A 21,613-nucleotide genomic window follows, 5' to 3' on the forward strand; every position below is an offset into this window, starting at 1 on the left:
CACTGCCTAGAGTGCCGCCATGCGCCCATCATTCACCCTCTCTTGCACCGCTGCCCTGCTGGCTCTGGGCCTGCCGGGCCACGCCAGCGCCACGACCCCGGCTGCCCCGCTGCCGCTGACGCTGGCCCAGGCCACGTCGGTGGCCGCGGCTGCCCAGGCCTGCGCGGCCACGCCCATGGCCATCGCGGTCGTCAACGCCGACGGCCAGACCTTGTTGCTGCAGCGCGGTGACGGCGTCGGCCACCACAACCTGGAGGCCGCACGCCGCAAGGCCTACACCGCCGCGTCCACCCGCCGGCCGACGCTGGAACTGGCCCGGCAGGCCGCCGCCCAGCCCGATACCCGCAACCTGGCCGCGCTGCCCGAACTGCTGCTGCTCGGCGGCGGCCATCCGCTGGCAGAAGCCGGCACGGTGCTGGGTGCGATCGGCGTGGCGGGCGGCGGCGGCCCCGAACCCGACGACCGCTGCGCCGCCGCTGGCGCGCAGAGCCTGCGCACCGTGCGCTGACTCCTCCCCGCCCCTTTTCGGAGACCGTGATGAACCTGATGACCCCCACCCCTGCGCGGCGCCTGATGCTGGCGCTGGCGCTGGTCGCCGCCGCGCTGCCGCTGGCCGCCGCACCCGACGCAACCGCAGCCAACCCGCTCAGCGTGCATGTGCTGAACCTGCAGACCGGCGAGCCCAGCCCCGGCATCCAGGTGGAACTGGCGCGGCAGACCCAAGCCGGCTGGGTGGCGCTGGCCAACGGGCGCACCGACGCCCAGGGCCGCGTGAAGGCTCTTTGGCCTGCCACCCACCCGTACGAGTCCGGCATCTACCGGGTCGTGTTCAAGACCGGCGCCTACTACGCCGCCCAGCAGCAGCCCAGCTTCTTCCCCGAGGTGCCGGTGATCTTCCGCGTCGACGCCGCGCAGGCGCATTACCACATCCCGCTGCTGCTCAGCCCCTTTGGCTATTCGACCTACCGGGGCAACTGAGCCCGGTCAGCGCCGGCGCCGCTCGCTGATCAGCACGGTCGGGAAACTCACCGGCAGCGTCTGCGGGTAGTCGCGGCTGAAGTGCAGGCCGCGGCTCTCGTGGCGCATCAGCGCCGAGCGCACGATGAGCTCGGCACATTCGACAAGGTTGCGCAGCTCCAGCAGGTCGCGCGTGACCCGGAAGCTGCCGTAGTAGTCGTCGATCTCGCTGCGCAGCAGCGCGATGCGGTGCAGCGCGCGTTCCAGCCGCTTGGTGGTGCGCACGATGCCCACGTAGTTCCACATCAACAGGCGCAGCTCGTCCCAGTTGTGCGCGATGACGACCTGCTCGTCGGCGTTCTCCACCTGACTCTCGTCCCAGGCCGGCAGAGGCGCCGGCGGCAGCGCGGCGTGGCTCAGGATGTCGGCAGCGCAGGTCTGGCCCAGCACCACGCATTCCAGCAGCGAGTTGCTGGCCAGCCGGTTGGCGCCGTGCAGGCCGGTGTAGCCGGTTTCGCCGACGGCGTACAGGCCCGGCAGGTCGCAGCGGCCGTGCAGGTCGGTCACGGCGCCGCCGCAGGTGAAGTGCACGGCCGGCACGACGGGGATGGGCTGGCGCGCAATGTCGATGCCCAGCGCCAGGCAGCGCGCGTGCACGGTCGGGAAATGCTCCATGAGGAAGGCCTCGCCCAGGTGCGTGGCGTCCAGCCACACATGGTCCAGGCCGTGCTTCTTCATCTCGAAGTCGATGGCGCGGGCGACGATGTCGCGCGGCGCCAGCTCCATGCGCTCGTCGTGCGCGGCCATGAAGCGGGTGCCCCCGAGGTGCTCCGGCAGCTTCAGGTAGGCGCCCTCCCCGCGCAGCGCCTCGGTGATGAGGAAGCTGCGCTCCTGCGGGTGATACAGGCAGGTCGGGTGGAACTGGATGAATTCCATGTTCGCGACCCGGCAGCCCGCCCGCCAGGCCATCGCGATGCCGTCGCCGGTGGAGGTGTCGGGGTTGGTCGTGTAGCGGTAGACCTTGCCGGCGCCGCCGGTGGCCAGCACGACGGCGCGCGCCGGCAGGGTCTCCACGTGCTGGCGGTCCATGTCCAGCGCATAGACGCCGTAGCAGCGCGTGGGCTCGTCGCGCTGCGCGTGGCGCGACGTGATCAGGTCCAGCGCCATCCAGCGTTCGCGCAACGTGATGTTGGGGTGGCGCCGGGCCACGTCCAGCAACTGGTCATGGATGGCCTTGCCGGTCGCGTCGGCCGCATGGGCGATGCGCCGCACCGCGTGGCCGCCCTCGCGCGTCAGGTGCAGGCCCATGGGCCCGGTGTCGTCGGCCGTGAACGGCACGCCCTGCGCCACCAGCCAGCCCACCGCTGCGGCGCTGCGCTCGGCGATGAAGCGGGCGGCCGCTTCGTCCACGAGGCCTGCACCGGCATCCTGCGTGTCGCGCACGTGGCTGTCGATGGAATCGTCGCTGCCCAGCACGCCGACGATGCCACCCTGCGCCCACGCGGTGGCAGCCTCGGTCAGCTCGCGCTTGGCGAGGACGACGACGGGCACGGTGTCGGCCAGGTGCAGGGCCACGGTCAGGCCGGCAAGGCCGGCGCCGATGATGACGACGGGGGCGTCGGGGGGGGCAGCAGTCATGCGGAGGTCGCGAAGGAGCGACAAGTTTCTTGCGCCCATTTCTCTGGGCATTGAGGGATTCTGCACGAGGACCTCGGGTTAGCCCGGACGATTGGCAGGGGCGAGGCGATGAGACAGTGTCAGCTTTGAATTTGCGGGGAGCAAACCAATGAGAGAGGCGGTGTCGATTGTCCTGGCCAGCAGGGGCGCGCCATGACAAGCAAACGCGTGATTGGCTTGGCCCGCGCCGTGGCTGCGGCGGTGCTGTGCGTCGCGACGGTTTCGCTGGCGGCACACGCGGCGCAGACCGCCACTGAAGTCTTCTACAAGGATCAAAACATCAGCGAGGCCGTGCTGTCGCCATCCGGCAAGCGACTGGCATTGACAGCCCGCGGTGAGGGCAAGGAATTTGCCGGCCTGGTCGTCATAGACCTGGCACCCGGCGGCAAGGCTGACCGCATCGGCCAGTACGTCGATGGCGACGTCGTCAACGTGCACTGGGTCAACGACGACCGTCTGGTGTTCAGCATCGTCGACATGTCGGAAGGCAGTGGCCAGATCAATGGCGCGCCTGGGCTGTTTGCCATCAATGCGGACGGCAGCAAGTTCCGCCGTCTCGTGCAGCGCCAGGGCACGGCATTCTTCAACGACGGCCGCGACGCCGACGTGCTCGAATGGAACCACTTCCTGCTGGAAGTGCCGATTCCCAAGGAGGGCGCAGCCAATGAGGAGGTGCTGTTGTCGCAGTTCTCCAAGGACGAGCACGGGTTCGAGACACCACTGTGGCTGAACACGCGCACGGGGCGCACACGCTCTATCGCCACCGGCGCGCCATCTGACGTCGTGGGCTGGATCGCCGACAACCGCGGCGAACTGCGCGTGGCGTTCACACACCGCGAGAACAAGCAGGCGGCCTACGCGGTCGCACGTGGGGCTGGAGCGCCCATGCGCAGTTCCTGGCCTCGCGCGGCTACGTCGTCATCGAGCCGGAGTTCCGCGGCAGCACCGGCTATGGCGATGCCCACTACACGGCCGGCTTCAAGCAGTTCGGCCAGGCCATGCAGAACGATGTTGCCGATGCGCTGCGCTGGGCGCAGAAGCAGGGCATTGCCAGCGACAAGGCCTGCATCGCCGGCGCCAGCTATGGCGGATACAGCACGCTGATGGGGCTGATCAACGACCCCGACCTGTACCGCTGCGGTGTCGCGTGGCTGGCGGTCACGGACCTGGATCTGCTGCTGACCGGCTCGTGGCGCGTCACGGACGACGCCAGCAGCGCGTCGCGCAAGTACACGCTTCCCGAATTGGTGGGTGATGCGGTCAGGGACGCCGAGTTGATCGCCAAGAACTCCCCCGTCAAGCAGGCTGCGCGCATCAAAGCGCCTGTGTTGCTGGCTTTTGGCGAGGATGACAGGCGCGTGCCGCTGGAGCATGGCAAGCGCCTTCGAGATGTGCTCAAAGTCGCCGGCAACGACCCTGTCTGGGTCACCTATCCCGGCGAAGGCCATGGCTTCGCCATCGTGAAGAACCGTGTGGACTTCGCCAATCGCATGGCAGCCTTCCTGGCCCAGCACCTCGGACCAGGCCAGCCGGCCAAGTAAACGAAGTCGCGGTCTCGGGCTTGCACGAAGCCCCCGCCAAGAGACGAGGCTCTATGCTGCGCTTGCTGCCGGAGATGCAGTGGGAGGAGCCCATGGAGACACTGAAGCGCTGCGCTGCCGCATGGGTGGCAACCTGGATCTTGCTAGCTGTCGCCCACGCCGAGCCGCCGCCAGCGGACATGTTCTTCAAGGACGCCGACATCACCGAGGCCGTGCTGTCGCCGTCCGGCCGCCAGCTCGCGCTCACGTCGGCCAAGGGGCTGGCCCGCGTGGGCCTGGTCGTGTTCGACCTGTCCCAAGGCGGCCAGTTCAAGCGCGTCGTGCAATTTGCCGACGGCGACGTCTCGCAAGTGCACTGGGTCAACGAGGACCGGCTGGTGTTCAGCGTCGTCGACTTGTCGGACGGCAGCGGCCGCCCCAACGGCGCGCCAGGCCTGTTCGCGATCAATGCCGACGGCAGCCAGATGCGCCAGCTCGTGCGCCGCCTGGGCAAGCCCGTCGTCACGGACGGCAGGCCGGACGCCACGCTCGACTGGAACCACCGCCTGCTGCGCGTGCCCCAGCCGCGCGCTGGCGAGGCCAACGAGGAGGTGTTGGTGGCCGAGTTCACGCTCGACGAACGCCGCATCGAGACACCGCGGTGGCTGAACACCCGCACCGGCCGCACGCGCAGCACCGACTTCAGGCCACCGAACGACACCGTCAGCTGGGCGACCGACAGCCGCGGCGAGGCCCGCGTGGCGCTGACGCGGCGTCAGGACCGCCAGGCCGCCTACTGGCGTGCACCCGGCAGCACCGACTGGGTGATGCTGTACGAGAGCGGCCTGCTGTCGCGGCCGTTCGGCGTCCAGGGCGTGGACGATGCGGGCACCCTCTACGTCACGCGCACCGAAGGCCGGGAGGGCTTCACCGTGCTGGCACGCTACGACTTCGAGCGCAAGGCGCCCGAGACCAAGGCAGTCGTTGCGACGCCCGGTTTCGACTTCAACGGCCAACTGCTGACCGACGCAGGCAGCGGCCGCGCCCTGGGTGTGCGGGTGACGGTGGATGCGGAAACGACGGTCTGGTTCAGCGACGACATGAAGGCCTTCCAGCAGCAGGCCGACCGCCTGCTGCCCGGCCACGTCAACCGCGTGAATTGCCGTCGCTGCGGCACGCCCGACATGGTGGCGCTGGTGCGCTCCTACAGCGACCAGGACCCCGGCCGGCTCTGGCTGTACCGCGCCCGACCTGCGGACGGCGAGAAGCCCTGGGTTTCGATCGGCCGCGTGCACGAAGGCATCGTGCCCGAGCAAATGGCAAAGGTGGAGCTGCACCGCATCGCGGCACGGGATGGCCGCGACCTGCCGGTGTGGGTGACACGCGCGAGCGGTGCCAACGCGGCGCAACCCGCCGTCGTGCTGGTGCACGGCGGCCCCTGGGTGCGCGGCGGCACGTGGGGCTGGGACCCGTATGCGCAGTTCCTGGCCTCGCGCGGCTACGTTGTCATCGAGCCCGAATTCCGCGGCAGCACGGGCTATGGCGAGGCGCATTTCCGCGCCGGCTTCAAGCAATGGGGCCAGGCCATGCAGGACGACGTGGCCGACGCGCTGCGCTGGGCGCAGGCGCAGGGCATCGCCAGCGACAAGGCCTGCATCGCCGGCGCCAGCTACGGCGGCTACAGCACCTTGATGGGGCTGATCAGGGACCCCGCCCTCTACCGCTGCGGGGTGGCCTGGCTGGCCGTGACCGACCTGGACCTGATCCTGAGCGGCTCTTGGTGGGTCAGCGACGACACCAGCAGCACGGCACGCCGCTTCACGCTGCCCGAGATGATCGGCGACGCCGAGAAGGACGCGGTCATGATCGCCGCGAACTCACCGGTCAACCAGGCGTCGCGCATCAAGGCACCGCTGCTGCTGGCCTTCGGTGAGCGCGACCGCCGTGTGCCGCTCGCCCACGGCGAACGCCTGCGCAACGCGATGCGGGCGGCGGGCAACGAGCCCGAATGGGTTACCTACGCGGGCGAGGGGCATGGCTTCAGCATTGTCAAGAACCGCGTCGATTTCGCGCAGCGCATGGAGGCATTCCTTGCCAAACACCTCAACCCGGGCAAGCCCTGAGGGCCAGGTGTTGCGGCATGGCCGCCCGCGCGGCACTGCAGACATCATTCAGCCAGGTTCCGGCCCTATGCTGCGCGGCTTCAAAAAACGACGCAGAGGGTCAGTTGAAACCATTGCACCGGGCGCTGGGCGCCTTCCGCCGACTGGCCTGTGCGGCCGTGTTCGTCGCCGGCCTGGGCGCGCAGGCCGCGAACGCCGCGCCGCCGCCCGAGACGTTCTACCGCAAGCCCGACGTCTCCGAGGCGCTGCTGTCGCCGTCTGGCCGCTGGCTGGCCATCACCGGCGCGATGGGCGCGGAGCGTGCGGGCCTGGTGATCTTCGACGTGAAGAACGGCGGCCAGCCGCGCCGCATCGTGCAGTTCGCGGACGGTGACGTCACCAACGTGAAGTGGGTCAACGACGACCGCCTGGTGTTCAGCGCGCTGGACTTCGCCGAAGGCAGCGGCCGTGGCCGTGGCGCATGGGGCCTGTTCGCCGTCAATGCGGACGGCAGCAAGCGCATACAGCTGGTGCGCCGGCTCGGCTCTCGCACGGTCCGCGACCCAGCCTCGGGCGGGCTGCTGGAATGGAACCACCGGCTGATCAGCACGCCGCTGCAGCGCGAAGGCTCGACCAGCGCCGAGGTGTTGGTGGCGCGCTTCACGGTCAACGAGCGCCGCACGCTGACGCCGCTGTGGCTGGACACGCTGACCGGCCGCACGCGCAGCACCGACTTCAAGCTGCCCACCGACACGGTGGATTTGCTGACCGACCCGCACGGCAACGCGCGAGTTGCGATCACGCGGCAGGACGGACGGCTGGCGGCGTTCTGGCGCGCGCCGGGCAGCGAGGAATGGACGCCGCTGTACGAGAGCACGCTGAATCACGAGCCGTTCCATCCGCACTCGGTCGACAGCGCCGGCAACCTCTACGTGACGCTGCCGCGCGGCCCCGAAGGCTACTCGGTGCTGGCACGTTATGACTTCGCCCGCCACGCGCCCGAGGCGCAGGACATGGTCGTCACGCCGGGCTTCGACTTCAACGGCTCGCTGCGGGTGGAGAACGACGGCCAGCTGCGCGGCGTGCGCGTGGAGACCGATGTCGAGACCACCGTCTGGCTGACCGACGGCATGAAGGGCATCCAGGCCGACGTCGACACCGCGCTGCCGCGCCGCGTCAACCGCATCAGCTGCCGCCACTGTGGCAGGGACGACATGGTGCTGCTGGTGCGCTCCTACAGCGACCGCGAGCCGGGCGAATGGTGGATCCATCGCGGCGCCGCCAGCGACGGCAACGCCTGGCAGCAGGTCGGTCGCGTCAACGTGGAGGCCAAGGCCGACGACATGGCCGCAATGGCGCTGCAGCGCATCAGCGCCCGCGACGGCCGCGACCTGCCAGTGTGGATCACGAAGAATACGGCCGCCAAGGGCCCACTGCCCGCCGTCGTGCTGGTGCACGGCGGCCCCTGGGTGCGCGGCAACACCTGGGGCTGGCATGCCGACGCGCAGTTCCTGGCGTCGCGCGGCTACGTGGTCATCGAGCCGGAGTACCGCGGCAGCACTGGCTACGGCGATGCGCACCTGAAGGCCGGCTTCCGGCAATGGGGCCAGGCCATGCAGGACGATGTCGCCGACGCGCTGCGCTGGGCGCAAAAGCAGGGCATCGCCAGCGACAAGGCCTGCATCGCCGGCGCCAGCTACGGCGGCTACAGCACGCTGATGGGCCTCATCAAGGACCCGGCGCTGTACCGCTGCGGCGTGGCCTGGGTGGCCGTCGCCGACCTGGACCTGTATGTCAGCGGCTCGCTGTGGGTCGACGACGACCTCAGCGACGTCGGCCGCAAGTACCTGATCAGCGAGATGGTCGGCGACGGCAAGGCCGATGCCGAGATGATCGCCGCCAACTCGCCGGTGCTGCAGGCCGCGCGCATCAAGTCGCCGCTGCTGCTGGCCTTCGGGGAAGAGGACCGCCGCGTGCCGCTGGCGCATGGCGAGCGGCTGCGCAAGGCGATGACTGGCGCCGGTAACGCGCCCGAGTGGGTCACCTACCCCGGCGAGGCCCACGGCTTCTTCGTCACGAGGAATCGCGTGGACTTCGCCGAGCGCATGGAGTCCTTCCTCGCGAAGCACCTCAAGTAGCGCGTCAGCCCTCCCGGAAGCCGTTCGAGTGCCGCCGCCACTCGGGCGGCTTCCACAGGTGCGCCAGCCGCATGGCCCAGGTCCGCTCCTGGGCCATGTCACGGAACATCGCCCGCCACTCGTGCGCATTCAGCCAGAACAGGTTGTGCGTCGGGAACGGGTGCTCCAGGCCGTAGTCCACCGGCTCTCGCTCCTCGACGAAGGTGCCGAACAGGCGGTCGAAGACGATCAGCGTGCCGCCGAAGTTGCGGTCGATGTACTGCGGGTTGCGGCCGTGGTGGGCGCGGTGGTGGGACGGTGTGTTGAAGACGAACTCGAACCACGCCGGCATCTTCTTCACCCACGTCGTGTGCACGAAGAACTGGTAGCCCAGGTTCAGCGACAGCGCGAACAGCACCCAGCGCGGCTCGAAGCCCAGCCACACGGCCGGCAGGTAGAACAGCCAGTTGCCGGCGATCGGATAGAACCAGCTCTGCCGCAGCGCGGTGCCGAAGTTCATCTTCTCCGAGCCGTGGTGCACGACATGCGCGCACCAGAACCAGCGGATGCGGTGGCTGCCGCGGTGAAAGCCGTAATACAGCAGCTCGACGAGCAGGAACAGGCCCACGAAGCGCAGCGGCGTGACGTCGATGGTGAACAGCCGGTGGTCGTAGACCCAGCCCATGGCCGGCAGCACCAGCACGGCCAGCAGGATCAGGTCGGCGACGAGGTAGCTGCCGCCGCTGTTCATGCTGTCGAACGTGTCCCGGAAGTCGAACACGCCGGTCCTGCGAAAGCGCCACGCCTCCATGGCGATGAAGGCGCCGAAGAGGGGCGACAGCAGCACCAGCGTCAGGTCGCGCCAGTCGAAGTGGCGGTGGTAGAGGTCGAGCAGCCAGTCCATGGTGCGATATTGCCGCCAAACCGTCGTTGCCTCCCGAGGGCGAAACCCGCATGTCCATTGACCTGGCACCCGCTCCTGGCGCCGCCGTCCATGACGGCCTCCCCGCGCACGGCCGCTACGCCGGGCGCATCCCGTGCATCGACTGGCGCGGGCTGCGGCCACGGCCTTCGGGGCTGTGGCGCTGGCTGCACCACAAGCGCTGGCACTACGTGGGCCTGGGCAACGAGCGCCTCTTCATCGGCGTCGCCATCGTCGACGTCGGCTGGACCTGCACGGCCTTCGCCTACCTGTTCGACCGAAAGGCGCGCCGCCTGCTGGCCGACTGGAGCCAGGACGGCCTGCCGGGCCTGCAGGCCGGCGTGTCGGGCGCACCGCTGACAGGCGCCCAAGCCTGGTTCCGCGGCCCGTACGCGCGGCTGTCGCTGCGCCACGAGGCCGGCGACCGGCTGCACCTGCAGGTCGCCACGCGGGCGCTGCGCCTGGAGGCCGCGCTGGACCTGGCCGCCATGGCCCCGCCGCTGCTGGCCATCGGCCCCGTCGCGGGCGGGCTCGCGCATGCGACGCAGAAGACCACCGCCCTGCCCGTGCGCGGCTGGGCCGAGGCCGGCGGCCAGCGCTTTGAGCTGGACAGCGCCTGGGCCGCGGTCGATGCGTCCAACGGCCTGCTCGCGCGCGACACCGCCTGGCGCTGGGCCAGCGCGCACCGGCCGGACATCGGCTTCAACCTGCAGCAGGGCTACTTCGGCAACGCCGAGAACGTGCTGTGGCTGGACGGGCAGCCCGTCGCGCTGGGCGCCGCGCACTTCGAGTTCGACGCCGCGCAGCCGATGCGGCCCTGGCGCGTCAGCACCGAGGACGGCTTGCTGGACCTCGTCTTCACGCCCGAGGGCCTGCGCGCCGCAGACCGCAACCTCGGCTTCGCGGCCAGCCACTACGTGCAGCCGGTCGGCACGTTCGCGGGCACGGCGCGGGCACGGCGCGAGGCGCTACCGCGGCAGGTCAGCGGCCTGCTGGGCGTGACCGAGGACCACCGCTCGCGCTGGTGACGCGACCGGCCCGCGCTTCTTCAGCCACAGGTACAGGCCGCTGCCCAGCACGAGGAGGGTGGCGATGTCCAGCAGCGCCCAGAGGACCTTCATCGGCATGCCGCCGTAGTCGCCGAAGTGCAGCGGCTGCGAGATCAGCAGCGCGTCCAGGTACCAGGGCATCGCGGGCGCTGCCGTGACCTGCGCCGTGCGCGCATCCACCAGCACCGGCGTCATCAGCTTGGCGGTCAGCGGCGTGTCGCCGCGCATGAAGAAGGTGGTGTGGTGCGGGCTGGAGAAGGCCGTGCCGGGAAAGGCCACGAAGTAGAGCTTCTTGCCGGGTGCTGCCGCCTGCGCGGCGTCCAGCGCACGCTGCAGCGGCGCGCGCTCGGCCTCGGGCACCAGCGGCCGGCCCTGGTAGGGCCTGACCAGCTCGCCGACATGCTCGACCTGCCAGTGCCTGACCAGCAGGTCGGCGCCGGTGTTGATGACGCCGGTGGCACCGACGACGAAGCACCACACCAGCGTGACGATGCCGATCAGGTTGTGCAGGTCCAGCCAGCGCGTGCGCGTGGAGCGCTCGTGGCGCACGGTGCCGAAGTCCAGCTTGCGCATGAAGGGCGCGTACAGCACCACGCCCGACACCAGCGCCACCAGCAGCAGCAGGCCCATGAAGCCCAGGAACAGCTTGCCAGGCAGGCCCGCGAACAGGTCCACGTGCAGGCGGAACATCAGGTCCATGAAGCCTTCGCCGACCTTGTACTCGCCGACCACCCGGGCCGTGCGGGCGTCCACCGTCACCGACTTGTAGTCCATCGTCGGCTCGGGCGTGGGCGTCAGCGTGGTCCACCAAAGCCGCTCGTCGTCGTCGGACTTGCCCATGAACTGCACGATGCGGTCCGGGTACAGCTTGCGGGCCGCGGCCATCACGTCGTCGGCCGATGCGCGCTGCCGGTCTTGCGCGGCAGGCAGCTCAAGCGCCTCGATCTCGGTGCCCAGCAGGTGGCCGATCTCGTGGTGGAAGATCAGCGGCAGGCCGGTCAGGCACAGCAGCAGCATGAAGACCGTGCAGACCAGGCTGCTCCATTTGTGTAGCCAGGCCCAGACCCGGATGGAACGCGTGCTCAGGCTCATGGGCGGGTCAGAGCTTGTAGTCCAGCGTCACCGAGGCATTGCGCGGTGCGCCGTAGATGGCGCCGTAGGCCAGGCCGCCGACGTACTTCTTGTCGAACAGGTTGTTGACGTTCAGGCGCAGCGTGGTGCGGTCGTTCAGGTCGTAGGCGGCAAAGCCGTGGGCGAGCAGGTAGGCCGGCTGGCTCGCGTTGCCGATCTTGCGGGTGTCGGACTGCCAGCGGCCGCCCACGCCCAGCTCCAGGCCCGGCAGCGCAGCCAGGCGGCTCACGTAGCGGACGTTGACGACCGTCTTCGGAATCCACTCGTACGTCGGGTTGCCGTCCGGGCCGGTGAGCTTGATGCGCGTCAGGCCCAGCGTCATGCGCGAGTCCTTGTCGAGGCGGCCCGTGGCCTCGGCCTCGAAGCCGCTGGACTTCACGTCCTTGGGCACGTAGTAGTACTGGCCGCCGGTGGTCATGCCGGCATAGGTGGCGATGCCCGACTGCCTGGCGCGGAACGCGGCGACCGTGGTCAGCAGCCGCTTGTCCAGCCATTCAGCCTTGACGCCGACTTCCTCGTTCACGCCCTTCATCGGCGCCAGGTAGTTGCCGTCGATGTCGCTCTGGTCCTGGTTCTGGAAGATGTCGGAGTACGACACGTAGCCGAGCACGTCAGGCGTGATGTCGTAGGTCAGGCCGGCGTAGGGGCTGACCTTGTTGGTGTTCGGTGGCGTCTGCGCCGCGGTGTTGCCGTAGACGGAACTGCCCTCGCGCTTCAGGTGCACGGCGTTCACGCCGAGGATGCCCTTCAGGCCGTCGGTCAGCGACAGGCGCGTGGCGGCGTAGATGCGCGCCAGCTCCTGCTTGCCCTTGGTGTCCGGCGTGCGCGGGCCCCAGCTCGGCTCCGGGTAGGCGTTGCCGGCGTACGGGAAGGCCGGCAGCGGCAGGAAGGCATTGCTCAGCGGCGCGGTCAGGTCCGTGGCTGTGCGCTGGCGGGAGTCGCTCATGCCGATCAGCAGGCTGTGCTTGCGGCCGAACGCACTGAACTGGCCGTTGACGTTGGCGTCCAGCACGTCGTTGTCCTGCGTGATGAAGCTGCCGTAAGGCCAGCCGATCAGGCCGGTGTTGTCGTTGTTCAGCGGGCCGGACGGCGAGTAGGCGTACAGCAGATGAGAGTTCTGCACCGCGTGGCGGTGGTTGTAGGCGACCTTCGCCTCCCAGTCTTCGCTCAGCGCGTGGGTGTACTCGACGAACGCGCTCTGCGACTTGGTGTTCCAGTAGGCCCAGTCGGGCGCCGTGGAGGACGACGAGTCGAACTCGGCCTGCGTGCCGTCGGCGTGCAGCAGCGTCAGGGAGCCCCACATCGGCGCTTTCTGCTTCGCGTCCTGCACCGTCACGCCCATCGTCAGCACGCCGTTGCGTCCGATCTGGCCGTCGACGACGCCGTACAGCGTGCTGCGCTTGTCGTGCAGCGCGCGCAGGTGCGAGTCCTTGTCATCGTGCGCCACCACCAGGCGGCCGGCCCAGGCCCCGTCGTCGGTGAGGCGCTTGTTGTAGTCCAGCGCGACGCGCTTGTTGTCGTACGAACCCAGCGTGAACTGCACGTTGCCGCGGTCTTCGTTCAGCGGGCGCTTGCGCACGTAGTTGATGGTGCCGGACGCATTGCCCACGCCGGTCAGCAGGCCGTTGGCGCCGCGGATCAGCTCGATGCGCTCGAACAGGAAAGTGTCCTGCTGGCCGACGACCGTGCCCCAGTCGTTGCTCATGCCCAGGCCGTCGATCTGGGTGTTCTGGATCTCGAAGCCACGCGCGCTGAACACCGCACGGTTGGTCTCGTACTGCTCGACGTTGATGCCGGTGGCCAGGCGCAACGCCTCGTTGGAGTCCGTCACGGCGAAGGCCGTGATGTCTTCCTTGTCGAGGTTGCTGATGGACTGCGGCGTGTCCTTCACGTCCATGGCCAGACCGGTGGCGCCCTTGGAGATGCGGTTGGCACGCTTGCCGGCCACGACCACGGTCTGCAGGTTCGCGGCAGATGCTGCGGGGGCCGCCGGCGTGGCGGCTTCCTGGGCCCGCGGGGGCCAGCGCGGCGCAGGCGGCCCATGCGCAGGCGGTGAGCAGGACGGTGTTGTTCTTCATGTGTCTGGCAGTCGGAGATCGAGGGAAAGGAAGGAGCGGCGGACTGGTGCGAAGCAATGCCATCAACGGCGCATGGCGCAACGACCCATGACCAGCACGGGCACGCCCAGCGCGACCCACGACCAGACATCGCCCCAGGCGTCGGACACCAGCGCGCTCAACAGGCCACTGGCGCTGAGCAGCCCCAGCGCGGCCGGCCAGCCCCACAGACGAAGTCGGCGATGGCGCTGGCCGGGCTGCGGGGTTGTCGCCAGGCGGCGGGGGTGTGATGTACTCATGAATACGAATGATAACGATTCTCATTCTATACATGACCACAAAAAAGCCGCCCTTCCGTTTTGGGAAAGGCGGCCTGGAGCCCGGGGGCTCGTCAGCGCGGCCCGGCGTCTGCGGCAGCGCCGCTGGCAACTGGGCGGACGGTCAGTGCACCACGCGCCCGAAGGAAAACTCCCCACCCTCGACATTGACGGGGATCACGTCCTTGGGCCCGAACTTGCCTTCCAGGATCAGCCGGGACAGCGGGTTCTCCACCCGCTGCTGGATGGCCCGCTTCAGCGGCCGCGCGCCGAACACCGGGTCGAAGCCGACCTTGGCGAGCTCGTCCAGCGCCGCCTCGCTGACGTCCAGCTTCATCTCCATCTTCTCCAGGCGAGCCTCCAGCAGGCGCAGCTGGATGCGGGCGATGGACTTGATGTGCGCGGCGCCCAGCGCGTGGAAGATGACGGTCTCGTCGATGCGGTTCAGGAACTCGGGCCGGAAGTGCGCCTTGACCTCGCCCCACACCGCTTCGCGGATGACCTCGTCGCTCTCGCCCGACAGCGCCATGATGTGCTGCGACCCGAGGTTGGACGTCATGACGATGACCGTGTTCTTGAAGTCCACCGTGCGGCCCTGGCCATCGGTGAGGCGGCCGTCGTCCAGCACCTGCAGCAGCACGTTGAACACGTCCGGGTGCGCCTTCTCGACCTCGTCCAGCAGCAGCACGGAGTACGGCTTGCGGCGCACGGCCTCGGTCAGCGTGCCGCCTTCCTCGTAGCCCACGTAGCCGGGGGGCGCGCCGATCAGGCGGCTCACCGAGTGCTTCTCCATGAACTCGCTCATGTCGATGCGCACCATGTGGTCTTCGCTGTCGAACAGGAAGCCGGCCAGCGCCTTGCACAGCTCGGTCTTGCCCACGCCCGTGGGGCCCAGGAAGAGGAAGCTGCCCAGCGGCCGGTTGGGGTCGCTCAAGCCCGCGCGCGAGCGGCGGATGGCGTCGGACACGGCCTGGATGGCCTCGTCCTGGCCGATGACGCGCTCATGCAGCTTGGCCTCCATCTGCAGCAGCTTCTCGCGCTCGCCCTGCATCAGCTTGGACACCGGGATGCCGGTGGCGCGCGCCACGACTTCGGCGATCTCCTCGGCGCCGACCAGCGTGCGCAGCAGGCGCGGCTTGTTCGACGCCTGCGCGCCGGCCTCCTTGTCCTGTGCTTCGTTCAGCTGCTTCTCCAGCTTGGGCAGGCGGTCGTACTGCAGCTCGGCGAGCTTGTTGAAGTCGCCCTTGCGCTTGAGTTCCTCGATCTGCTGCTTGATGCGGTCGATCTCTTCCTTCACATGCGCCGAGCCCTGCGCCTGCGCCTTCTCGGCCGTCCAGATCTCTTCCAGGTCCTCGTACTCGCGCTGCAGCTTCAGCAACTCGTCCTCGATGAGGCTGAAGCGCTTGAGCGAGCCCTCGTCCTTCTCCTTGCGCACGGCCTCGCGCTCGATCTTGAGCTGGATCATGCGGCGATCCAGCCGGTCCATGACCTCGGGCTTGGAGTCGATCTCGATCTTGATCTTGGCCGCGGCCTCGTCGATCAGGTCGATGGCCTTGTCGGGCAGGAAGCGGTCGGTGATGTAGCGGTGGCTCAGCTCGGCCGCGGCAATGATGGCCGGGTCGGTGATCTCCACGCCGTGGTGCACCTCGTACTTCTCCTGCAGGCCGCGCAGGATGGCGATGGTCGCCTCCACCGTCGGCTCGTCCACGAGCACCTTCTGGAAGCGGCGCTCCAGCGCGGCGTCCTTCTCGACGTACTTGCGGTACTCGTTCAGCGTCGTCGCGCCGATGCAGTGCAGCTCACCACGTGCCAGCGCGGGTTTCAGCATGTTGCCGGCATCGATGGACCCCTCGGACTTGCCGGCGCCCACCATGGTGTGGATCTCGTCGATGAACAGGATGGTCTGGCCCTCGTCCTGGGCCACTTCCTTCAGCACGCCCTTCAGGCGCTCCTCGAAATCGCCGCGGTACTTGGCACCGGCCAGCAGCAGCGCCATGTCCAGCACCAGCACGCGCTTGTTCTTCAAGGATTCCGGCACCTCGCCATTGATGATGCGCTGGGCCAGGCCCTCGACGATGGCCGTCTTGCCCACGCCCGGCTCGCCGATCAGCACGGGGTTGTTCTTGCTGCGGCGCTGCAGCACCTGGATGGTGCGGCGGATCTCCTCGTCGCGGCCGATGACCGGGTCCAGCTTGCCCTGGCGGGCCCGCTCGGTCAGGTCCAGCGTGTATTTCTTGAGTGCCTCACGCTGGCCTTCCGCTTCCGCCGAATCGACCTTCTGGCCGCCGCGCACGGCCAGGATGGCGCTCTCCAGCGACTTGCGCGTCAGGCCATGGCCGCGCACGACACCGGCCAGGTCGGTCTTGGCGTCGCTGAGGGCCAGCAGGAACATCTCGCTGGCGATGAACTGGTCGCCCCGCTTGGTGGCCTCCTTCTCGGCCGCCTGCAGCAGTGCGACCAGGTCGCGCCCGGCCTGCACGGTCTGGCCGGAGCCGCTGACCTGCGGCAGGCCCGCCATCAGACCGTCCAGCGCCGTCTTCAGCGCCGCCGCGTTGACGCCGGCGCGCTCCAGCAGCGCCCGCGGGCCCTCGTCCTGGGCCAGCATGGCCGCCAGCACGTGGGTGGGCTCGATGTAGGGGTTGTCGCGCGCCAGGGCCAGGCTTTGGGCCTCGCCCAGCGCCTCCTGGAATCGGGTGGTGAGCTTGTCTGCACGCATGGTGGGATGTCCTCCGGTTGCCAGACAAATGGGCGCCGGCCGGCGCTTTTCAAGTTGCGTCAGATCAAGGCTTGCACCAGGCGCATGCCCAGGAAGGCAGCCAGCAGCGATCCCACGACATGGGCCAACGTGTGGGCAAGCGCCATGCCCAGCTCACCGTGCTTGAGCAGCGCCAGCGACTCGCCCGAGAACGCCGAGAACGTCGTCAGGCCGCCCAGGAAGCCGGTCACCAGCAAAAGTTTCAGCAGCTCGTTCGGTTGCCGGCCGAACCACTCCAGCGCCATGCCGATCAGCAACCCGCCGACGAGGTTGACCAGCAACGTGCCGAGCGGGAAGCCGGCCCAGCGCGTGTTGAACAACAGGCCGGCCTGCCAGCGCGCCAGCGCCCCCAGCGCAGCACCCACGGCAACCACCAGCGCGTTCATGGTGCGTTCCCCGCCTGGATGCCCCAGCGCGCCAGCGCCTCGTCGTCCGCGACCCGCGCATCCACCCAGTGAGCGCCGTCCGGCGTGTGCTCCTTCTTCCAGAACGGCGCCTGGGTCTTGAGGTAGTCCATCAGGAACTCGCAGGCCTGGAAGGCCGGCCCCCGGTGGGCGCTGGCCACGAGCACGAGCACGATCTGGTCGCGCGCCTGCAGAAGGCCGACGCGGTGGATGACGCGGGCGGCGCGGATGTCGAACCGCGTCATCGCCTCGTCCACCATCGCCTCGATGGCCGCCTCGGTCATGCCGGGGTAGTGCTCCAGCGCCATCGCCGACACGGCGGCACCGCTGCCCTGCTCCCGCACGGTGCCGACGAAGGCGACGACCGCGCCCGTGCCGCCGTCCGCAGCGCGCAGCGCCGCAGTTTCGGCGCTCAGATCAAAATCCTGCGTCTGGATGCAAACTCTGGCCATGACACGGATTCTCGCCTTGGCGCGCGGTGAGATTCACATGTTTGGATCGCGACGCGTGCGGCCGCCGCCGCATACTGCAGCCCCATCTCTCTTCACCACAGGCAGAACGACATGGCCCTGATGGATTTCATCAAGAAACAGTTCATCGACATCATCCAGTGGACCGAGGATGGCGACGGCACGCTGGCGTGGCGTTTTCCGATGCGGGACATGGAAATCCAGAACGGCGGCCAGCTCGTCGTGCGCGAATCCCAGGTCGCCGTCTTCGTCAACGAGGGCCAGGTGGCGGACGTCTTCGGCCCCGGCACGCACAAGCTGACGACGCAGACGCTGCCGGTGCTGACCTACCTGAAGAACTGGGACAAGCTGTTCGAGTCGCCCTTCAAGAGCGACGTCTACTTCTTCAGCACGCGCCAGCAGATCGACCAGCGCTGGGGCACCAGCCAGCCGGTGGCCATCCGGGACAAGGACTTCGGTGCCGTGCGCCTGCGCGCCTTCGGCAACTACGCCTACCGCATCCAGGACGCCAAGATCTTTCACGCCCAGATCTCCGGCACGCGCGAGCGCTACACCACGCAGGAGCTCGACGGCCAGTTGCGCGGCCTGATGCTGCAGCACATCAGCGAAGCCGTTGCCAGCAGCGGCACGCCGTTCCTGGACCTGGCCGCCAACCAGGTCGAGTTCGCCAACGCGCTGAAGAACGCCACCTCGCCGGCCTTCGCCGCGCTGGGGCTGGAGCTGATCTCGGTGACGATGCAGAACGTCTCGCTGCCCGAGGAGCTGCAGAAGATCCTCGACCAGCGCATCGGCATGGGCATCATCGGCCAGAACATGGGCCAGTTCATGCAGTACCAGGCCGCGCAGACGCTGCCGGAGCTGGCCAAGAATGCGGGCGGCGGGTCGGGCATCGCCGGCGAGGCGGTCGGCCTGGGCGCCGGCGTGGCGCTGGGGCAGACGCTGGCGCAGACGCTGGGCCAGGGCCTGGCGGGCGTGGGCGCCGCGGCGCCGGCACCGGCGGTCAGCAAGCCCGACGACATCCTGGCACTGCTGGAGAAGATCGGCGACCTCAAGGCCAAGGGCATCCTGACTGACGAGGAGTTCGCCGCGAAGAAGGCCGATCTGCTGAAGAAGCTTGGCTGAGCAGGCACCCGCCGCGCAGCGCCGCTGGCGCGCGGCCTGCCCCAATTGCGGCGCGCCGGTCGAGTTCGCCAGCGCGGCGTCGGCCAGCGCCGTCTGCTCGTTCTGCCACAGCACGCTGCTGCGCGATGGTGATGCGCTGCGCCGCATCGGCCAGAGCGCCGAGATCTTCGAAGACTATTCGCCGCTGCAGCTCGGCGCCTTCGGGCGCTGGGCGGGCAGCGGCTTCACCGTCGTCGGCCGCGTGCAGCGCGGCTCCGAGCTGGGCAACTGGAACGAATGGCATCTGCTGTTCGATGCCGGCGGCGACCCGCCCCGCATCGCCTGGCTGAGCGAGGACAATGGCCGCTTCGTGTTGAGCCTGGAGGCGCCGCTGGCGGAGCTGCCGCCCGAGGCGCCCGCCGTCGGCCTGCCGCTGACGGTGGCCGGCCAGCGCTGGCAGGTGGCCGCCGTCGTCGACGCCGCCTTGCGCGCCGCCGAGGGCGAGCTGCCGCGCCCGCCCACGGCCGGCCGCGTCGTCGAACTGCGCAATGAGCGGGACGAGGTCGGCACGCTGGAATACGCCAGCAGCGCCAGCAGCGCCAGCGGCGCGGCGCCGGTCTGGTCCATCGGCAAGACCGTCGTGCTGGCCGATCTGGCGCTGCAAGGCCTGCGCGCCACGGCCGAGGGCGAGTCCCTTGCCGAGGCGAAGTTCGCCGGCCGCGCCATCGCCTGCCCCAACTGCGGCGCGCCGCTGGAACCCAAGCTCGCGCAGACCAAGAGCATGGTCTGCGCGCAATGCCAGGCGGTGGTCGATTTGCCGGAAGGCGACGCCAAGGCGCTGGGCTTCACCGCGCAGTCGCCCAGTGCGCCGCCGCTGATCCCCATCGGCCGCACCGGCACGCTGTCGGTGGACGGCGAGTCGCCGGCCCCGTGGCAGGTCGTCGGCTACCAGGAGCGCTGCGACATCCCCGAGGACGCCGACGACGAGCAGAGCTTCTGGCGCGAATACCTGCTCTTCAACCGCATGGCCGGCTTCGCCTTCCTCGTCGACACGCGTGAGGGCTGGAGCGCCGTGCGCACGCTGACCGGCGCTCCTTCAGGCGGCGGCCGCGATGCCGGCGTGACCTGGCAGGGCCGCGCCTACGCGCACCGCTGGACCTACGGCGCCAGGACGACGCATGTGCTCGGCGAGTTCTACTGGCCCGTGCGGCTGAACGACGTCGTGCAGGTGGCCGACTACGCCACGCGCGACGGCCAGTACCTGCTCAGCCGCGAGCAGGACCGCAACGAGATCACCTGGAGCGGCGGGCGGCCCGTGCCGGCCGATGCGGTGCAGAAGGCGTTCGGCCTGTCCGCGCCGGCCCAGTTCTCGCGCGACGTGTCGGCCTTCAAAAGCGGCGGCAACCTGCTGCGCAACATCATCATCGCGATCTTCGTCATCGCCGTGCTGTTCTCCCTGCTGCGCGCCTGCAGCAGCGACGATTGCCAGCAGTACAAGCAAAGCTTCGGCGAGAACAGCAACGAATACCGCCAGTGCCGCAGCGCATCGCGCGGCGGCGGCGTCTACCTCGGCAACAGCGGCAGTGGCGGCAGCTATGGCGGCTACAGCAGCGGTGGCGGCGGCCACAAATAGATGTCCGGCAACCGTACAGGCCCTACCCAAGGAGCAGACTCATGACCCTCGAATGGATCAAGCCCGAAATCATCCTCGGCTCGGTGATGTACGCCGTCATCGGCGTGGTCATCTTCTGGGTGTCGTTCGTCATCGTCGACAAGATCACCCCGTACAAACTGTGGGAAGAGCTCGTCCACCACAAGAACGTGGCGCTGGCCATCGTCGTCGGCGCGATGTGCCTGTCCATCGGCCACATCGTCGCTGCGGCGATCCATGGCTGAACACGACTTCGCGGCGCTGACGACCAATACCCACGAAGACTGGACGCTGTTCGCCGTGCGCCTTCACGACAAGCCGGGCAGCGGCGGGCAGCGGCGGCAACTGCTGCAAGCCCATCTCGAATGGGTCGCGGCCCATGCCGACGTGCTGCGCGCCGCCGGATCCCTGCGCGAGTCGCCCGACGCGACGCCGGTCGGCGGGCTGTGGGTGGTGCGGGCACCGAACAAGGCCGCGGTCGAGGCGCTGATCGCCACCGACCCCTTCACCAGCGGCGGCCTGCGCGCCGGGTGGGACATCTTCTACTGGAGCAAGGCACTGCCCCAGCCGGTGTCGTTCTAGGCGCGGCGGCGGCGCATGCCGACGATGGCCAGGCCAGCGACCAGCAGCGCCCAGGTGGCCGGCTCCGGCACCGGCGCGAACGGCGTGGTCTGGATCGCCTCGATGGTGCCGATGCGGTGGTAATACTCGCCGGTGACCGAGCTGTAGAAGAACAGATCCAGCGTGGCCGGCGCATCGCTGCGGCTCAGGTCCGGCGGCGCGGCGGCGCTGATCATCTGGAACTGCCCGCTGGGCCCGCCGAAGGGCGAGAACCAGGGGTACTTGTCCGATTGAGCCGCGCTGCCCAGGCCGCTGTGGCCGACGGTCAGCACGTCCAGCGCGCCCCAGTCGTAGGCGCTGGGCACCGGGCCGGCGACGGTGCCGCCGTTGAGCGTCAGTTGTTCACCGTTGAAGTCGGCGTACTCGATGATGCGGCTGCCCGTGCCGGCGAAATGGTTGCCGGCCACGTCCAAGCTGGTGCTGCCCTGGCTGGCGTTGCTGACGTAGTCCGTGCGCGCGCCCGAGATGATGGAGATCGGGTTGGACGCGATCGCCGTGTCGAAGGTGAAGCTGGCCTGGAAGATGGCGCCCACCGGTGCCAGGCTGCCCAGGTCGGCCGGCGTGCCGGCGAGCAGCGCGTTCATGTGCCCCTGCACGTACCAGGTCACCACCGTGGCGCTGGCCGGCGCGCTCAGAGCCAGCGCCAGCAGTGCGCCGGCCGCCACGCCGATGCGGCGCTGCAAAGTCTTCTTGTCGTCTGTCATCTCACGCTCCATGCGCCGAACCGCCGGCGCCATGGAGGGCACGTTAGGCAGCGACGGG

General features: G+C 69.1%; 19 protein-coding genes. 10 read left to right on the forward strand and 9 right to left on the reverse strand.

What is annotated here, in order from left to right; translation table 11 throughout:
• The first annotated feature begins 19 nt into the window (after positions 1–19).
• Together ACO07H_RS17090 and uraH are read left to right on the forward strand one after the other, a co-directional pair.
• A complete protein-coding gene (locus ACO07H_RS17090; protein WP_422016295.1) occupies positions 20–508 on the forward strand; it encodes a GlcG/HbpS family heme-binding protein in 489 nt (162 codons plus the stop codon).
• 29 nt (positions 509–537) lie between these two features.
• On the forward strand, positions 538–978 hold the full coding sequence (gene uraH, locus ACO07H_RS17095; RefSeq protein ID WP_422016297.1) for a hydroxyisourate hydrolase: 441 nt from the start codon (positions 538–540) through the stop codon (positions 976–978).
• Between the two features lie 6 nt (positions 979–984).
• On the opposite strand, the gene nadB is transcribed toward uraH, so the two are convergent.
• Positions 985–2,595, reverse strand: a complete 1,611-nt coding sequence (gene nadB, locus ACO07H_RS17100; RefSeq protein WP_422016299.1) for an L-aspartate oxidase — start codon at positions 2,593–2,595, stop codon at positions 985–987.
• Positions 2,596–3,554: 959 nt separating this feature from the next.
• Here nadB and ACO07H_RS17105 point away from each other — a divergent pair.
• The 3 genes from ACO07H_RS17105 to ACO07H_RS17115 all read left to right on the forward strand — a co-directional run bounded on the left by ACO07H_RS17105 (position 3,555) and on the right by ACO07H_RS17115 (position 8,394).
• A complete protein-coding gene (locus ACO07H_RS17105) occupies positions 3,555–4,175 on the forward strand; it encodes an alpha/beta hydrolase family protein (RefSeq protein WP_422018652.1) in 621 nt (206 codons plus the stop codon).
• A 53-nt stretch (positions 4,176–4,228) separates the two neighbouring features.
• Positions 4,229–6,277, forward strand: coding sequence for a S9 family peptidase (locus tag ACO07H_RS17110; protein ID WP_422016301.1), 2,049 nt, complete (start codon positions 4,229–4,231; stop codon positions 6,275–6,277).
• A gap of 104 nt (positions 6,278–6,381) precedes the next feature.
• Positions 6,382–8,394 (forward strand): prolyl oligopeptidase family serine peptidase, encoded by a 2,013-nt coding sequence (locus ACO07H_RS17115; RefSeq protein WP_422016303.1) that lies wholly within the window; start codon positions 6,382–6,384, stop codon positions 8,392–8,394.
• 4 nt (positions 8,395–8,398) lie between these two features.
• On the opposite strand, the gene ACO07H_RS17120 is transcribed toward ACO07H_RS17115, so the two are convergent.
• On the reverse strand, positions 8,399–9,277 hold the full coding sequence (locus ACO07H_RS17120) for a sterol desaturase family protein (RefSeq protein ID WP_422016305.1): 879 nt from the start codon (positions 9,275–9,277) through the stop codon (positions 8,399–8,401).
• A 50-nt stretch (positions 9,278–9,327) separates the two neighbouring features.
• Between ACO07H_RS17120 and ACO07H_RS17125 the strand changes: the two genes are divergently transcribed.
• On the forward strand, positions 9,328–10,323 hold the full coding sequence (locus ACO07H_RS17125) for a DUF2804 domain-containing protein (RefSeq protein WP_422016307.1): 996 nt from the start codon (positions 9,328–9,330) through the stop codon (positions 10,321–10,323).
• Here the strand turns inward: ACO07H_RS17125 and ACO07H_RS17130 are convergent.
• From ACO07H_RS17130 to ACO07H_RS17155, 6 genes are all read right to left on the reverse strand, one after another.
• On the reverse strand, positions 10,264–11,436 hold the full coding sequence (locus ACO07H_RS17130) for a PepSY-associated TM helix domain-containing protein (RefSeq protein WP_422016309.1): 1,173 nt from the start codon (positions 11,434–11,436) through the stop codon (positions 10,264–10,266). The genes ACO07H_RS17125 and ACO07H_RS17130 overlap by 60 nt on opposite strands.
• Before the next feature lie 7 nt (positions 11,437–11,443).
• Positions 11,444–13,423: a TonB-dependent siderophore receptor gene (locus ACO07H_RS17135; RefSeq protein ID WP_422016311.1), complete on the reverse strand. Its 1,980-nt coding sequence runs from the start codon at positions 13,421–13,423 to the stop codon at positions 11,444–11,446.
• 192 nt (positions 13,424–13,615) lie between these two features.
• Positions 13,616–13,831 (reverse strand): hypothetical protein, encoded by a 216-nt coding sequence (locus ACO07H_RS17140; protein ID WP_422016313.1) that lies wholly within the window; start codon positions 13,829–13,831, stop codon positions 13,616–13,618.
• 142 nt (positions 13,832–13,973) lie between these two features.
• Positions 13,974–16,565 carry an ATP-dependent chaperone ClpB gene (clpB, locus tag ACO07H_RS17145; RefSeq protein WP_422016315.1) on the reverse strand — a complete coding sequence of 864 codons (2,592 nt, stop codon included), beginning with the start codon at positions 16,563–16,565 and terminating at the stop codon, positions 13,974–13,976.
• A gap of 59 nt (positions 16,566–16,624) precedes the next feature.
• Positions 16,625–16,990, reverse strand: a complete 366-nt coding sequence (crcB, locus tag ACO07H_RS17150) for a fluoride efflux transporter CrcB (protein ID WP_422016317.1) — start codon at positions 16,988–16,990, stop codon at positions 16,625–16,627.
• A complete protein-coding gene (locus ACO07H_RS17155) occupies positions 16,987–17,460 on the reverse strand; it encodes a molybdenum cofactor biosynthesis protein MoaE (RefSeq protein ID WP_422016319.1) in 474 nt (157 codons plus the stop codon). The genes crcB and ACO07H_RS17155 overlap by 4 nt, the downstream gene beginning before the upstream one ends.
• A gap of 111 nt (positions 17,461–17,571) precedes the next feature.
• On the opposite strand from ACO07H_RS17155, the gene ACO07H_RS17160 reads away from it, so the two are divergent.
• Genes ACO07H_RS17160 through ACO07H_RS17175 form a run of 4 tightly spaced genes read left to right on the forward strand, consistent with a single transcriptional unit; the run spans position 17,572 to position 20,812 of the window.
• Positions 17,572–18,600, forward strand: a complete 1,029-nt coding sequence (locus tag ACO07H_RS17160) for an SPFH domain-containing protein (RefSeq protein WP_422016321.1) — start codon at positions 17,572–17,574, stop codon at positions 18,598–18,600.
• The gene (locus ACO07H_RS17165) at positions 18,593–20,212 is read left to right on the forward strand and encodes a DUF4178 domain-containing protein (protein WP_422016323.1); all 1,620 of its coding nucleotides are present in this window, start codon (positions 18,593–18,595) and stop codon (positions 20,210–20,212) included. The genes ACO07H_RS17160 and ACO07H_RS17165 overlap by 8 nt, the downstream gene beginning before the upstream one ends.
• A 41-nt stretch (positions 20,213–20,253) precedes the next feature.
• The gene (locus tag ACO07H_RS17170; RefSeq protein ID WP_422016325.1) at positions 20,254–20,475 is read left to right on the forward strand and encodes a DUF350 domain-containing protein; all 222 of its coding nucleotides are present in this window, start codon (positions 20,254–20,256) and stop codon (positions 20,473–20,475) included.
• Positions 20,468–20,812 (forward strand): YciI family protein, encoded by a 345-nt coding sequence (locus ACO07H_RS17175; RefSeq protein ID WP_422016327.1) that lies wholly within the window; start codon positions 20,468–20,470, stop codon positions 20,810–20,812. The genes ACO07H_RS17170 and ACO07H_RS17175 overlap by 8 nt, the downstream gene beginning before the upstream one ends.
• Here the strand turns inward: ACO07H_RS17175 and ACO07H_RS17180 are convergent.
• Positions 20,809–21,555, reverse strand: coding sequence for a PEP-CTERM sorting domain-containing protein (locus ACO07H_RS17180; RefSeq protein ID WP_422016329.1), 747 nt, complete (start codon positions 21,553–21,555; stop codon positions 20,809–20,811). The genes ACO07H_RS17175 and ACO07H_RS17180 overlap by 4 nt on opposite strands.
• Positions 21,556–21,613 lie beyond the last annotated feature (58 nt).

Source organism: Roseateles sp. (assembly GCF_965229315.1).
Taxonomy (GTDB): domain Bacteria; phylum Pseudomonadota; class Gammaproteobacteria; order Burkholderiales; family Burkholderiaceae_C; genus Pelomonas.